The 14,562-nt window shown below is 48.0% G+C and carries 12 protein-coding genes; 8 read left to right on the top strand and 4 right to left on the bottom strand.

Annotated elements, in window-relative coordinates; all coding sequences use genetic code 11:
* Window positions 1-79: 79 nt before the first annotated feature.
* From recG to NDI35_RS07145, 4 genes are all read left to right on the top strand, one after another.
* Window positions 80-2,593, top strand: coding sequence for an ATP-dependent DNA helicase RecG (recG, locus tag NDI35_RS07160; RefSeq protein WP_445312115.1), 2,514 nt, complete (start codon window positions 80-82; stop codon window positions 2,591-2,593).
* Window positions 2,594-3,137: 544 nt separating this feature from the next.
* Window positions 3,138-5,222 carry an elongation factor G gene (fusA, locus tag NDI35_RS07155; RefSeq protein WP_445312114.1) on the top strand — a complete coding sequence of 695 codons (2,085 nt, stop codon included), beginning with the start codon at window positions 3,138-3,140 and terminating at the stop codon, window positions 5,220-5,222.
* Window positions 5,223-5,561: 339 nt separating this feature from the next.
* The gene (locus tag NDI35_RS07150) at window positions 5,562-6,206 is read left to right on the top strand and encodes a Uma2 family endonuclease (RefSeq protein WP_445312113.1); all 645 of its coding nucleotides are present in this window, start codon (window positions 5,562-5,564) and stop codon (window positions 6,204-6,206) included.
* A gap of 321 nt (window positions 6,207-6,527) precedes the next feature.
* Window positions 6,528-6,962, top strand: coding sequence for a hypothetical protein (locus NDI35_RS07145; RefSeq protein ID WP_445312112.1), 435 nt, complete (start codon window positions 6,528-6,530; stop codon window positions 6,960-6,962).
* Window positions 6,963-7,085: 123 nt separating this feature from the next.
* On the opposite strand, the gene NDI35_RS07140 is transcribed toward NDI35_RS07145, so the two are convergent.
* Window positions 7,086-8,468 (bottom strand): UDP-N-acetylmuramoyl-tripeptide--D-alanyl-D-alanine ligase, encoded by a 1,383-nt coding sequence (locus NDI35_RS07140; RefSeq protein WP_445312111.1) that lies wholly within the window; start codon window positions 8,466-8,468, stop codon window positions 7,086-7,088.
* 405 nt (window positions 8,469-8,873) lie between these two features.
* Here NDI35_RS07140 and NDI35_RS07135 point away from each other — a divergent pair, with 405 nt between their 5' ends.
* Window positions 8,874-10,157, top strand: a complete 1,284-nt coding sequence (locus tag NDI35_RS07135; protein ID WP_445312110.1) for a Sll1247 family protein — start codon at window positions 8,874-8,876, stop codon at window positions 10,155-10,157.
* A 287-nt stretch (window positions 10,158-10,444) separates the two neighbouring features.
* Window positions 10,445-10,777 carry an RNA-binding regulator gene (rbp, locus tag NDI35_RS07130; protein ID WP_006635107.1) on the top strand — a complete coding sequence of 111 codons (333 nt, stop codon included), beginning with the start codon at window positions 10,445-10,447 and terminating at the stop codon, window positions 10,775-10,777.
* Window positions 10,778-11,007: 230 nt separating this feature from the next.
* On the opposite strand, the gene clpS is transcribed toward rbp, so the two are convergent.
* Complete coding sequence (gene clpS, locus NDI35_RS07125; RefSeq protein WP_190658451.1) at window positions 11,008-11,289, bottom strand: ATP-dependent Clp protease adapter ClpS; 282 nt, start codon at window positions 11,287-11,289, stop codon at window positions 11,008-11,010.
* Window positions 11,290-11,576: 287 nt separating this feature from the next.
* Between clpS and NDI35_RS07120 the strand changes: the two genes are divergently transcribed.
* On the top strand, window positions 11,577-12,179 hold the full coding sequence (locus NDI35_RS07120) for a DUF3172 domain-containing protein (protein ID WP_333035210.1): 603 nt from the start codon (window positions 11,577-11,579) through the stop codon (window positions 12,177-12,179).
* 82 nt (window positions 12,180-12,261) lie between these two features.
* On the opposite strand, the gene NDI35_RS07115 is transcribed toward NDI35_RS07120, so the two are convergent.
* Together NDI35_RS07115 and NDI35_RS07110 are read right to left on the bottom strand one after the other, a co-directional pair.
* A complete protein-coding gene (locus NDI35_RS07115; RefSeq protein ID WP_445312109.1) occupies window positions 12,262-12,453 on the bottom strand; it encodes a hypothetical protein in 192 nt (63 codons plus the stop codon).
* Entirely contained in the window at window positions 12,443-13,771 is a 1,329-nt protein-coding gene (locus NDI35_RS07110) for an AMIN domain-containing protein (RefSeq protein ID WP_445312108.1), read from the bottom strand. Before NDI35_RS07110 ends, NDI35_RS07115 begins: the two co-directional genes overlap by 11 nt.
* Window positions 13,772-13,861: 90 nt before the next feature.
* On the opposite strand from NDI35_RS07110, the gene NDI35_RS07105 reads away from it, so the two are divergent.
* Window positions 13,862-14,419: an NUDIX hydrolase gene (locus NDI35_RS07105; RefSeq protein ID WP_445312107.1), complete on the top strand. Its 558-nt coding sequence runs from the start codon at window positions 13,862-13,864 to the stop codon at window positions 14,417-14,419.
* The last annotated feature ends 143 nt before the right edge of the window (window positions 14,420-14,562 follow it).

The raw sequence follows: 14,562 nt of genomic DNA, 5'->3' as shown, positions 1-14,562 counted from the left end.
TCTTGAGCTATGATTAATAACTAATGACTAATGACTAATGACTAATTACTAATGACTGATGACTAATTACTAATGACTGATGACTAATAACCAACCCGAATGGCAGCGATTGCAAAAAGCTCTTTCAGTAGAAGCCGATCGCGGATTTAACGACATCCAAGGCAGTCAATACCGCTTCAGCGAGTTTCTGGGCCTGAGTTTGAGACAACTTGCAGGTTCTGTGGCGGCTTCGGCGCGCGATCGAGCTAGACAACTTGCCGCTGAATTTGACATCTACCCTCAGAAAGATCTTGAACAGCGCCAACATTCGATCGCCATTACGGTCAGTTTTCTGAGGCAAATGGAGCAAGTTTGGGAACAAGAAACTCGCCACCAGCCAGAACAAGCAAGACAAGTCAGACCCGCAAACGCTAACGCTTCTGAACCAACCACCCCAGCACTTTCCGCTCCCCGAACAGTACCCCTGAGTACAGCACCCCCACCGCCCAGCCTGACTCTCGACCAACAGTTAACCCGCGTCACAGGCATCGGCCCCGCCAACGGCAACCGCTTGGCCAAACTGGGTTTATACACTGTATATGATTTGCTTTACTACTATCCGCGCAACCACATCGACTATGCAAAGCAAGTACAAATTCGCGAGCTAATAGCCGGGGAAACTGTCACTTTGATCGCAGAAGTAAAGCGCTGCAATTGCTTTTCTAGTCCGAAGAATAAGAAATTAACCATATTAGAAGTAATTTTAAAAGACCGCACCGGAGAAATAAAAATTAGTCGTTTTTTTGCAGGCCCTCGCTACAGTAATCGCGGTTGGCAAGAATTCAAAAAGCGCGAGTATTGTACTGGTGCGGTGCTGGCAGCTTCCGGGTTGGTGAAGCAGGGTAAATATGGAATTACTTTAGAAAATCCTGAGTTAGAAGTATTAGATGACTCCGGCGGTGCGATCGAATCAATGAAAGTCGGCCGCCTGATACCAGTTTATCCGTTGACGGAGGGGGTGGATGCTGGTTCGGTGAGGCGATCGATTTTGGCTGTAATGCCGGCGGCGAAAATGTTGCCAGAATCGCTACCAGAGGATTTGCGCGAGCGTTACGGTTTAATGGGTTTAGCCGATGCCGTGACTAATATTCACTTTCCGCTCGATCGAGATTGTTTGGCCGCCGCCCGCCGGCGCTTAGTTTTTGACGAATTTTTCTACCTGCAATTAGGGCTTTTAAAGCGCCGCCAAACCCAAAGGAAAGCTCAAGCTAGTGCAGTCATCCTTCCTACTGGCAAATTGATCGAACATTTTTATGAAATCTTGCCTTTTGCCTTGACTAATGCTCAGGAAAGAGTAATTAACGACATCCTCAACGATTTAGCTTCGTCGCAACCGATGAATAGATTGGTGCAAGGCGATGTCGGCGCCGGCAAAACCGTAGTCGCCGTCGTGGCAATGCTAGCAGCAATTCAATCCGGCTATCAAGCCGCTTTAATGGCGCCGACTGAAGTTTTAGCAGAACAGCACTACCGCAAATTGGTAGGTTGGTTTAATTTGATGCACTTGTCTGTCGAACTCTTAACTGGTTCCACAAAAGTAGCCAAGCGCCGAGAAATTCACAACCAGTTAGAAACCGGAGAATTGCCAGTTTTAGTGGGAACTCACGCGCTGATTCAAGATACGGTGAATTTCCATAGATTGGGTTTGGCGGTAATTGACGAACAGCACAGATTCGGTGTGCAGCAGCGCGCTAAATTGCAGCAAAAAGGCGAAGCTCCCCACGTTTTGACGATGACGGCAACTCCCATTCCCCGGACGCTGGCGCTGACGCTGCACGGGGATTTAGATGTGAGTCAGATTGATGAACTTCCCCCCGGCAGGCAGGCGATTCAAACCACTGTACTGTCTGCCAAAGAACGCATCCAAGCTTACGATTTGATTCGGCGGGAAGTGGCGAGCGGGCGTCAAGTTTATGTGGTGCTGCCGTTGGTGGAGGAGTCGGAAAAGTTGGACGTGCGATCGGCAATTGAGGAACAAGAGAAACTGCAAAAAAGCGTATTTCCTGAGTTTAAGGTGGGTTTGCTCCACGGTAGGATGAGCAGTGCTGACAAAGATGAGGCAATTACTAAGTTTCGAGACAAAGAAACGCATATTTTAGTATCTACTACTGTTGTTGAAGTGGGAGTAGACGTGCCGAATGCAACGGTAATGCTGATTGAAAATTCTGAGCGTTTTGGACTGTCGCAACTGCACCAGTTGCGGGGTAGAGTCGGTCGGGGCAGCAACCGTTCTTATTGTTTGTTAATGCCCGGTTCCAAAACTGCGGAAGCCATGCAGAGAATGAAGGTTTTAGAACAATCTCAAGATGGTTTTTTTATTGCAGAAATGGACATGAGATTGCGCGGGCCCGGTCAGGTTTTGGGAACTCGGCAGTCGGGTTTGCCGGATTTTGCTTTGGCCAGTTTGGTGGAGGATCAGGAGGTTTTGGAGTTGGCGAGGGCGGCGGCTCAAATGGTAATTGAGAATGATGAAAGTTTGAATCAGTGGCCGGTGGTGCGGGATGAATTGGAGCGGAGATATCAGCGGATGATGAGTGGGTCGATTTTGACTTAGATAGTTTTGGACGCCGCAACGGGGTTTTTAATAATATTTTGTAGTGGCAGGTTAAGCGAATATCTATTAAAGCCGGCTGTTTATTGCTGCCAAACCCGCCCTCTCCCCGTAGGGCGGTTTATTGGCCTTTGCCTATTTAATGTCAGAAACCGGGTTTCTTGCCACAAAGTCACGTAAAATCATAGTTTTTTTGTCAAGAAACCCAGTTTATACGGTTTTGCTGAGAATGGTGCAAAATATCAGGTTGAGCGAAGCGTCCAAAACACGAATTTGTTGGGTAGGAGTGCCTCAACCCAACCTACTTTCGGAGACGATTTTTCCCTTGGTCTAGGGTATTTTTATGAGTTGTCAGGCTTGGGGCACTTATTAAACCCAGAATCCTTCGCAGGAATGACGAGAAAGTGTCAAAATTAAGATAGTCCTGCCAGAAACAGGGAAAAGGAAATCCGGCCTGTACTGGCCTTACCAGGCAACATTGATTCCTCGCTTGTCACGCTTGCAGGTGGTCGCCGACGGTTCGTCGCATTTAATCTCAACAGTAATTATGAAAGATCTCACTCGTTATCGAAATATCGGCATCTTCGCCCACGTAGATGCTGGCAAGACCACCACAACAGAAAGAATCCTGAAACTGACAGGTAAAATCCACAAAATTGGTGAAGTTCACGAAGGCGCGGCGACTACTGACTTCATGGAACAGGAGCAAGAGCGCGGTATTACGATTCAATCCGCTGCTACCACCTGCTTCTGGAACGATCATCAGCTCAACATCATTGATACTCCGGGACACGTCGATTTTACGATCGAGGTTTACCGTTCTTTGAAGGTTCTCGATGGTGGCATTGGTGTGTTCTGCGGTTCGGGTGGAGTTGAACCGCAATCTGAAACCAACTGGCGCTACGCTAACGATTCCAAAGTCGCTCGCGTCATCTACATCAATAAGCTCGATCGCACCGGTGCAGATTTTTACCGCGTTGTCAAGCAAGTCGATCAAATCCTCGGAGCTAAACCGCTGGTGATGGTATTGCCGATCGGCATAGAAGAAAAGTTTTGCGGCGTAGTCGATTTGCTGACCCGCAAAGCCTGGATCTGGGATGACTCCGGCGATCCGATGAACTATCAAATTAAAGATGTCCCGGCCGATATGGTCGATGATGTCGAAACTTGGCGCGAAAAGTTGATCGAACTGGCCGTCGAGCAAGACGACGCTGTGATGGAACAGTATCTCGAAGGCAACGAGCCGAGCCTCGACGACCTCAAGCGCTGCATTCGCAAAGGTACTCGCGATCGGGCATTTTTCCCCACCTACTGCGGCTCATCGTTTAAAAACAAAGGCGTGCAGTTGGTTCTCGATGCCGTAGTTGACTACCTGCCGAACCCGATGGAAGTCACACCGCAGCCAGAAGTCGATCTCGATGGCGAGGAAACCGGCGAGTTTGCGCTCGTCGATCCCAACAGACCATTGCGGGCACTCGCGTTTAAGATCATGGACGATCGCTACGGTGCTTTAACCTTCACCCGCCTGTACTCCGGTAAGTTGTCCAAGGGCGACACCGTACTCAACACCGCCACAGGCAAAACCGAGCGCATCAGCCGTTTGGTGGAAATGCACGCGAACTCTCGCGAAGAAATTGACTCCGCGCAAGCAGGGGACATTGTAGCGATCGTCGGCATGAAAAACGTCCGCACCGGACACACCATCTGCGACCCCAAAAATCCCGCCACCCTAGAGCCGATGGTATTCCCCGATCCCGTTATTTCGATTTCGGTCAAACCGAAACAAAAAGGCGGCGAAGAAAAAATGGGAGCAGCCCTCACCAAGATGGTGCAAGAAGACCCATCTTTCCACATGGTGACGGATCAAGAAAGCGGCGAAACGATTCTCAAGGGGATGGGCGAGTTACACCTCGACATCAAAGTAGACATTCTCAAGCGCACCCACGGCATCGAAGTAGAAGTCGGCGAACCACAAGTAGCCTACCGCGAGTCGATTACCAAGCGCCTCGAAGACGAATACACCCACAAAAAGCAATCAGGTGGTTCCGGTCAATTTGCCAAAATCGGCTATGTGATCGAGCCTGGTGAGGTGGGAAGCGGCTTCCAGTTTGAGTCCAAAGTGACTGGTGGTAGCGTGCCAAGAGAATATTGGCCCGCCGTCGAAAAAGGCTTTGAAAGCTGCATTGACAAAGGCGTCTTGGCCGGATTCCCTTGCTTGGACTTGAAATTCACCCTACTAGACGGCGGTTTCCACCCCGTTGACTCGTCAGCAATGGCCTTTGAAATTGCTGCCAAAGCGGCCTATCGGCAGTCTCTGCCTAAAGCGGCGCCTCAGTTGCTCGAACCGATTATGAATGTCGATGTATTCACTCCAGATGATTACATGGGCGACGTGATCGGCGACCTCAACCGCCGCCGGGGGATGATGAAATCTCAGGAGACAGGACAAACAGGAGCGCGGATCAAGGCAGATGTACCGTTGAGCGAAATGTTTGGTTACATTAGCGACTTGCGTACTATGACCTCTGGGCGCGGACAGTTCTCAATGTCCTTCTCGCACTATGCTCCTTGCCCGAATAACATCGCTGAAGAAGTGATTAAGGCGGCAAAAGAGCGTCAAGCTGCGAAGTAGTGTATTGAGTGCGACGAATCGATTCGTCGCACTCAATCACCAAGGTTAAAAACTAGGAAAATCTAGTTTTTAACTTTGGTCAATGGGAATAAGCCGAGGCGGATCTAAATTGTATTTTTCGGGCGGGCGAGACAGCCCAGAAGAGTGCGATCGCACTTGATAGTAAAACTTAGATCCGCTGGAGCTTATCCCACTTTTATTTTCACACTCCTAAAAAATGCTTTTTACTGGCCGAAAGAGATGCTCGCTTCAAAAGTCGCTTTAAAATGGCGATCGCGCATCAATCAAGATAATATTTGCTAATATACAATCAATAATTTACAACCCAGGCAGGTAGCCATGACAGCCACCCTGATCCCGAGTCAAAGTAGCGGAATTCTGCTGAACAACATTAGCTGGACAACATACGAATCCCTGCTGAATGAGTTAGCCCAACAGAGAGGAATTCGCCTGACTTACGATCGCGGAAATTTAGAAATTATGACTCCATCAGCACCCCATGAAGGTAGTAAGAAAATTTTAGGCCGTTTTGTGGAAAGTGTGACTGAAGAATTAAATGTCGAAATTCGGAGTTTGGGTTCACTAACTTGCAGGCGCGAAGATTTGGCTCGCGGATTAGAACCAGATCAGTGCTACTACATCCAAAATGAGAATGTGGTTTGGGACAAAGAACAAATCGATCTCAATCAAGATCCGCCACCGGACTTAGTTGTGGAAATAGAGGTGACTAGCAGTTCGATTGATCGACTTTCTTTATATGCAAGTTTAGGCGTACCGGAAGTTTGGCGCTACGACGGAAATCGTTTAATAATTTATCAGTTGGAAGCACAGGAATATACAGAAAGAGATGTGTCTCCGACTTTTCCTTTTTTGTCGCAAGTTGAGATGCTGCGCTTTTTGGAATTGAGGAGGACTACAAAAGAAAATGCTTTAATTCGCTTGTTCCGGGAGTGGGTGAGGAGTCAAATTCAGCCAGGGGAGTGAAGCAGGGCGATTCCGTAGGGGATGGCTGGGTTTGACGCTCTTTTTAGCACCCGCAGATGAACGCTGACTGACGCGGATGGATGACTCAGGCGATCGGCGATCGCCTCAAATGTACCCCCATTTTGTCTAGCAAATCTTAAACCGTATAGCTAATGTTCTCCTCCATCTCAATTTTGATAGAAATGCAACGTGCTCAACAAGAGACGCAACGCTCCGAATAACAGGCTCAACGAGCCGATCGTCCGGCCGCAAAACTGCGAGAATTAAATATTGACCCAGATACAATTTAGCAATTTTATTTCATAAGATAGCGAGGTTGAGATGACCGAAATAAATCCCGATCGCACTGCTGGTACAATTGCGATCGACGTTTGCGCTCAATCAAACGGGCAGTATCTTTGTCAGATTTCGTCATCTCTGAGCGATCGCCCTGATGATACCATGAATTTTTACGGACAAACGAAAGAACACGCGATCGCGATCGCCTTAGAAAACTTAGCCTCTCGCTACCGCCAGCAAGCCGAACAAGCTCAAAATATAGATTGGGACGCGGTGGAAATTTCAGATTCTGGAGAGCCAATTGAAAAGCGTTATCACGTAATTTTGCACTACGAACGAATTGCTAAGGAAGAATCTAAGTTTGAGGCAATGCACAATACAATGATGGGAAATACAGTAGTTGAAAATGCCAAAATTTCAATAATTGAGATCGAGCCCGATATTGAAATCGGGCCGTTAGAGCGATCGGGATATTGAACCCTCGGGACTTAGGTGCAGATGGGCATCTTACCCTACGCATCAGCGATCGAAACGTGAGTTTGAGGCGGCGATCGACTAGAAGCGCTCGCATAATTTCAAATCCCCAAAATTTCTTTTCTATTACTCCCCCGCAAAATCTGCCCTAAACTTCTCCACAACTCGATTCAACTCAACTGAATGAGAAGCTTTAAATAAAATCCGATCGCCCTTTTCGACAAATCCCAACAACCGCTTTGCTAAATCTTCCCGCCCATCCTTGGCTGTAATATCTCCTACCTCCACAAAAGGCAAACCCGCCGCACCCGCAGCCATCGCCGCCGCTTCCTCAAAATCAGCAAAAACAAACAAAGCATCGAGATTCAACTCTCGCGCCGTCCTTCCCACTAGTCGGTGAAATTCGATCGCCCTGTCGCCCAATTCCTTCATCGTTCCCAACACCGCAATCCGGCGCTTTCCCGGAGTATCTGCTAATAGTCTCAGGGCTGCCAACATCGACTCCAAACCAGCATTGTAAGTCTCATCTAGAATCACAATATCCTGCAGCAAATCGTAGCGGCGCGCCCGTCCATCCGGTAACTGCACAGACAAACCTTGCTTTAAAACTTCCCAATCAATACCTAAAACTTTTCCTACGGCCAAAGCCGCCAAATAATTTACAGCATTGTGGCGTCCAGGCAGTGGCAGCGGCAATTCCACACCTTCTACTAATATTGTATCAGGATTGAGCAATTCTCCCCACAAATCCCCGCCTTCTAAACCATAAGTTAAAGTTTTTCCCTGCCACACTTTTGACGCAGTTGCGATTAATCTGTCACCATCGTGATTTAGAATAGCAATGCTATCAGCAGGCATTTCGGCTAACAGTTCGCACTTAGCTTTGGCGATCGCCTCTTCCGAACCCAATCGCCCGATATGCGCCGTTCCTACATTAGTAATTACCGCCACAGTAGGACGCGCAATTTGCGACAGCAGCGCAATTTCGCCACTCCCGCGCATTCCCATTTCAATTACAGCATAATTGTGGGTCGGTGAAAGTTCCAACAGAGTTTTTGGTACTCCAATTTCATTGTTGTAGTTATATTGAGTTTTAAGAACATTTCCCTTCGTTGACAAAACCGCCGCAATTAACTCTTTAACAGTAGTTTTACCTACAGAACCAGTAACAGCAACTATAGGTATACTGAATTGGTCACGCCACCAACGGGCGATCGACTGGTAAGCTTTTAAAGTATCGTCAACGCGCAACAGCGGAAAATTAGGCAATTCCTCTTGCCAATCTCGATCGACAATCGCGCCAATCGCCCCCAAATCCTGGGCTTTTGCCACAAATTGATGACCATCAAAATTGTCACCCCGCAGCGCCAAAAATACTTCGCCCCCCTCAAGAGTGCGCGTATCTGTGGCAATACCTGTCCCTAAAGCTGTCAAAACTCCCTTAGACACAGCAGGCAAAGGTACACTTAAAATTTCAGATAGTTGGGCGATACTTACGCGACAAACCATAACCAGCACTCACCTTTCCAATAATTTTCCCAGCTAATTCTACCTCGCCCAACCTCAAATTTAACTAACAGCGGGCTGCGGATCAGGATTGACCTTGATCATCCTAATACTAAATGGTCCGCCCACCCAGAAATTATTCCCTACCCACCCACAATCTTTACCAATACTTTACAAAGTAGATGGTGATTTAAGGCCTTGCTAATTACCAACAATTCATGTCATGCTGGTGTTGGTAAATAGTTTAACTAAGCAAAAATATCGATCGGCTTAAGCTGCTGACAGCTTCTACCCATAAGCCTCATCCGGCGAGAAGCTCGGTTGACTCAATTGTTGCGATTCATTGGCCAATTCATCAAGATAATAGCGCTGAAAGCTCCTGCCTCAGCCTGGGAGGGTTAATCCACAGTGAACGACTACAACAGACAAAGCCACGAAGAAGAACAGCTACTTTACAAGCACTGGCTGGAGTTGGTACAACGAGAGCAGCCGGCCGAACTCATCAGCCGCTTTCGCACTTTGTTTATCCAAGGTACCGGATATCCCGATCGCTCCGTCGCCGACGCACTCGAAAAAATAGCACGCTCAGAACACGCTGAACAAGAATTCAAATACATCCTCAACCGCTGCTGCCACATCCTGATCAACCGCTGGCAAACTTACCCCAGCAAGCAAGCGGCCATCCCTGAATTGATAGCTGTGTTTGAAGAAGCGCCCAAAATATTATTTGGATACAATCGATCGCGGGGGCGAGGCTCCATCCCCCAATTAGTAAATCAATTTACCGAAAGTGAACAGTACCTCACCCTCCAACGCTTAGCCAAAGTCATAACTCACAGCAATGAAGATAGTAGCAGCAACAGCAAAACCCCTGCTACCCTTCCCCTCGGAACATTAATTCCCCGTTACCCTTACCTCTACAAACACTGCCTCCTGAGCGACGACAGCACCTACGAACAGCAGAAAATCATTAAAAAAATCCAAGCTCAAAAGCAGCAGCAATTTGAGATCAACCTCTCCCAATACGTGGCTCACCAAGTGAGAAAATCCCAAACAGCGCGCCAAGGGACCTCAATTTCCTTCAAAAGAAGTATACAACCTATAAAAAACCCGACGCTGTTGACCGACCCGGAACTGTTTTTTGCCCTCAAGCAATTTGTGGGAAAAGTAGAAGGAGCCGATACTTACAGACAGCTAGCGGGCCGTTTCACGGCGAACGCCAGCACAAATCAGTCCTACGGCTCCTTTAAAGACGACTTGTACGAATACCTGATTTCTTCTGTCACCGATGACCGCTACGGCAAACGTCTCTTTAACGAAAAATTGTATAAGCAACTACAAAATACCCTGCCCCACAGCGATGATCAGAAGTTTAATGAATTTTTAATGATTAGAACTTGCAGCCAGTTATTGAACTTTTTAGTAGTAGAGAGTCCTGTGCGGCCCAACCACTTTGTCTTCATCGACCTAATCTCAAACCTCGGACCGACCCAAACCACAGGTTTGCTGCTGAAAATCGTACTAATTTGCGGCAAAGTCAAGCCCTACCTAGAAAAGCGACTGGCAATTTTGTTCGGTCACTACGAATGCAGTACCCGAGAAGGCGTGGTGTGGTTAGTCAAAGCCCTGGAAAACGTAAACCTAGCTTTGAGTACCAACTTTGGCAAGGTGGATGTATCTTTCCTGCGGTGAGAGCGGGCGGCATAACTTTCTCTGCTTCCACTGCCGGCAAAACATCACACCGATCAACCAGGTTTCTGAATACCCTAAAAGTTTTACCTTTAATTAGAACAACTTAATTAACTCCTAAAACCTACTCAAAAGACGCTATTCTATGTTAAAGTACCAAGTGTGAATCAGATTCAGTTGCAGGCTTTGTTCATTGCTACAGAATTGTCTAAAAACTTGCCCTTCTGTATCGGCAGGGGACTCTCCGAAACTGAAATCTTCGCACTGTCTAAATTTTGGAGTTATTCCTCATGTCGATATACGTCGGTAACTTATCCTACCAAGTTACCCAAGAAGACATCACCACCGTCTTCGCCGAATACGGAACCGTTAAGCGAGTACATCTACCTACCGACAGAGAAACCAGTCGCCCCCGCGGCTTCGGTTTTGTAGAAATGTCCACAGATGCAGAAGAAGATGCAGCCATTAGTGCTCTCGACGGAGCAGAGTGGATGGGTCGCGACCTCAAAGTTAACAAAGCCAAGCCCCGCGAAGATGAAGGCGGCCGGGGTGGCGGCAACCGGGGCGGCGGTGGCCCTGGAAAATTTGCTCGCGGAGGGGGAGGCGGAGGAGGACGTTATTAATTTCCTCGAATCCCGATTTGAGATTGGAGAGTTAAAATTGGCGCGAGAGCTCACCTAGCTCCGAACCACTTCCGGCCGTTCCGAACAACCTATGCTCTTCAAATTTCCATCTCTACCGGATTAAATATACCAAAAAGCCAAGGGCCGAACCCTTGGCTTTTTGGTATTTGTAGAGTTGACGGTATGAGTCTGAAACCGGCTGGACGAATCCGTTGCAGTACCGTCAGGTTCTAATCGTCAGGTTCGATGGTGCTGCTCAATCCGTGGTTATTGAGCGTTTCAGCGTAAAACTCAGCGTGTTCGAGAGCGCAAACAATCACCAATCCCATCCCGTTAGTATGGGCTTCCATCATCACATTTACCGCCTGTGGCTGAGTCAGACTTGGTACCGTCGCCATCAAAGTCTGCACCACGTACTCCATAGGATTGAAATCATCATTGTGCAGCAGAACGCGGTAGCGCGGTGCAAGCTTGCGGACTGTGGAAGGCTTTTGAATAATTTCGACAGACACTAATCTATACCTCCTGACTTGTAAAATGTTAAAATTTGTCAACAATCTTGAGCCGGATTCCTCCGCTGTGCAAGACTATCTCACTTTCAGCTATTTTATTGAAATCTGAAAATTCAGACAAGGCAGCCCCTTAGTGGATCGCGAGCTGTGAACCCAACACCAAACCCACAGGGGGTGTCCTGGGCCCTCCGCAACCACCTTCCTAGCGCCATAATATTAGAAAGGCGCGATCGGCTAAAAATAACAAACTACTACCTGTTGAGTCTCCAGAACTGAGGGAACCTTATATGAAACGCAAACCTAAATCCTACAACGACAGATTCAGCGGCGACCCATCCCGAGGAGATGAAGACTCCGACTACCCCGGCTCAATGGGCGGACAGTCGCGGCGTCAACCTCAGTCGGGCAAACCCTCTTTCCTCAATTCCGCCACCCTAGGGATTTTAACAGCCGTCTTTATTCTGGGAATTGGGATTGGCATTGCCTTTAGCTCCACAGCTACAATTAGCCCAGAGAACGTAGCCTCCCGTGAATTTATCGATCGCAGCGCCCCGAACCCAGAACTTTGCGTGCAGTTTGGAGCAAGCGCGATGGTGACAGATATGCGCCTCTACGTCACCCTCAACCCTTTCAACGTCTACATCTCGCAGCCGAGTATGCGCCCCGGATGCGTCCTGCGAACCAATAACTGGGCAATTCTGGAACAAAGAAAACTCATCAGCCAAGACCAAGTGCGCGATTGCAAAAATCGCATGAACACCTTTGGCTTCACCGGCCCCCTGGAAGCTCAACCCGAAATTAACTGTATCTACCAAAACGACGGCGCTAAAAACCTGTTCCTCAACCAACCGGGTTCTATAGCTCCAACCACTGAAGGTCAAAATTTCTAAATCGCCTATATAGCGGTTTTGATTTGAGTGAAGTACAGATAGGGGGTAGGGACTTAGGCTAAGCCTAAGTCCCTACTTTATTTCAGAGAATGGAAAACTGCTCTAAGTAAATTTTGAACGAAGAGGTTCGAGGGAAGAATGAAGTCTTCCTTCTTCCCTCGAACCTCTTCCCTCGAACCTCTTCCCTCGAACCTCTTCCCTCTTCCTTCTTCCCTCTTCCTTCTTCCCTCTTCTTTCTTCCTTCTTCCTTCTTCTTCCTTCCTTCAAAAACCAAACTGGGGGAAATCTTCGGTTAACTGAACTTGCAAAATTTGGCCGGGTTGAATCGTAGCAGGTTGAGGAGCAGCCACGTAAGTTGTAGCAACACCACCGGCGGCCCCCGCCAACAAACCGATACCAGAAAAGCCGCTCAGCAAGAACAAAGCTAAGCCACCAATACCAGTATTTCGCAACAAACTGCGATCGGAAGGCTGAGCTCGTCGGCCTCCCACTGGCTCCGAGCGAGCCAAGAGAGGAATATTGCGACCGTTGAGACTAATAGCTTCGACCACAAATCGACTGCCGAGGTTCGTTGTTTCAAACCGACCGATGACTGGCGTATTGGCAGGTACGATCGTATTACCGCGATTGTCGAGAATTCCCCCTTGCAGCAGCAACACTTCCTCTCGGCTGGGCTTCGCTTGCAGTCGCAAAGCCCGATCGCCGGGGTATAGCAAACTGAGCTCCGTGCCCGCCGGCAGCAAGACATTCGCCCCAGTCGCAGCCTGCAAAGGAGCATTTGAGCGGCCGCGAGGAAGTGGTTCACCAAAAGTAAGCGTGCGCTGTTGGGGTGCAGCAGCAGCCGTTATTTGAGGGTCTAGGCGGGGTAGAGCAGCAGCTTGTACCCCACGGCGTTCGTCAAGGCGAACATTGACTAAAGGCACTCTTAGCGGTCGGATTTGATCGTTTGGAGTTGGCTGCTGCGAAGAATTTGTAGCGGGATTTAGGGAAGTAGGAGATTCAGCTCGATCGACCTCTGTGGCCGCATTTGAGTTGGAATCTGTAGGCTGCTGGTTTTGCGGTACTTGTATTGCAGGCTGGGGTTGAGTTTGGGGAGTTTCCACGCTCCGAGTCGGTTCCATCGAAGGACGCAACACCCAGCGATTTTCTACTCCGCTTCTTTGGAATTGAACTTGCCCTGCGCTGAAACCGACTCCAGGAGCCAAATTGAGCAGAATTCTCGCCGTTCCCGGTTGAAGTTGACTCACCCCCACAGAACGCACTCTACCTTGCGGGTATAGCTGAGTTGCATCTACTCCGATCTCAGTATTGGGCAAATCCACAGCAATCTGAGACGGATTGAGTAGAGAATATGTGGGGGTTGTTCCCTCTGGGAGAGTAATTTCTAGCTGATTTGTCGCCGGATCGAATTTCCAACTTGTGACTGTAGAAGCATTTGCTGGTTCCAGTGTTGCGGGCACTGCTGCAACTGCGGCGACGACTGCTAGACTCAGACTCAGTGACTCGATCGCAAACAATCCCGCTGGTAGAGAATTAACAGTCAATTTTTGTAAGTCTTCCCCAAATCGGGTGAGTAATTTTTTGTATGGCATGGCGGCTAAGTGAAATTTTTGATCTGAAATAGATTAGGGATAAGAAAATTTTGCCTTCGGATGACGCTGAAAGTTTAACATTATTGCGATATGAAAAATTTAACTAAATGGAAATTATTGCGATCGCGCTTTGTTCTTAACAACAAGTGGTGTCAGGTTAGACAAGATGAAATAGAATTGCCAAGCGGACAAATTATAGACGACTTTTTTGTTAATGTCCGACCCAATATCGCCCTCGTATTTGCCACGACAGAGCAGCAAGAACTTGTATTAGTGCGCCAATACAGGCACGGAGTAGGGGAAATTTTGCTGGAACTGCCTGCCGGATCTTTCAACCCTGCTGAAGAGAGCGGGAAATTGGCAGCCGCCAGAGAACTGGCCGAAGAAACGGGATATGTTGCTGAAGAAATTTTGGAACTAGCAACCTTATATGATAACCCCGTAAAAGACACCAATTCTATCTACCTATACTTTGCTAAAAATGTCAAGCTTGCCAGCAAAATCCAATTAGATATTACAGAAGATATTGAAGTAGTTTTAGTCCCCGTTGCCGAAGTTTTGGTAAAAATAAAAAACCGAGAAATTTGTGTAGCAGGAAGCATCGCAGCTATTTTTTTAGGATTAGATTTTTTGAATAAACAGCGGTAAGGTGCTGTGTGAATGGAACCTTACACGCTGTTTAATGCGCTGTGGTATTAAGGAGAAAGAGTGAGAAAATCCAGAGAAGTCAGAGAATTATCAGCGCCAAAAACCTGAGCCAAAACCTCACCAGTCGCCGCAACTTGTAGCAG

This window comes from Microcoleus vaginatus FACHB-2002 (assembly GCF_040004035.1).
Taxonomy (GTDB): Bacteria; Cyanobacteriota; Cyanobacteriia; order Cyanobacteriales; family Microcoleaceae; genus Microcoleus; species Microcoleus vaginatus_C.
Note: the sequence above shows the minus strand (reverse complement) of the source record. Positions and strands in the feature narration are given on the sequence as shown.

Bases quoted from the DNA above. Each gene is read 5' to 3' on its own strand.
- recG (WP_445312115.1), top strand. From the start codon at position 80: ATGACTAATAACCAACCCGAATGGCAGCGATTGCAAAAAGCTCTTTCA.
- fusA (WP_445312114.1), top strand. From the start codon at position 3,138: ATGAAAGATCTCACTCGTTATCGAAATATCGGCATCTTCGCCCACGTA.
- NDI35_RS07150 (WP_445312113.1), top strand. From the start codon at position 5,562: ATGACAGCCACCCTGATCCCGAGTCAAAGTAGCGGAATTCTGCTGAAC.
- NDI35_RS07145 (WP_445312112.1), top strand. From the start codon at position 6,528: ATGACCGAAATAAATCCCGATCGCACTGCTGGTACAATTGCGATCGAC.
- NDI35_RS07140 (WP_445312111.1), bottom strand. From the start codon at position 8,468: ATGGTTTGTCGCGTAAGTATCGCCCAACTATCTGAAATTTTAAGTGTA.
- rbp (WP_006635107.1), top strand. From the start codon at position 10,445: ATGTCGATATACGTCGGTAACTTATCCTACCAAGTTACCCAAGAAGAC.
- NDI35_RS07120 (WP_333035210.1), top strand. From the start codon at position 11,577: ATGAAACGCAAACCTAAATCCTACAACGACAGATTCAGCGGCGACCCA.
- NDI35_RS07110 (WP_445312108.1), bottom strand. From the start codon at position 13,771: ATGCCATACAAAAAATTACTCACCCGATTTGGGGAAGACTTACAAAAA.
- NDI35_RS07105 (WP_445312107.1), top strand. From the start codon at position 13,862: ATGAAAAATTTAACTAAATGGAAATTATTGCGATCGCGCTTTGTTCTT.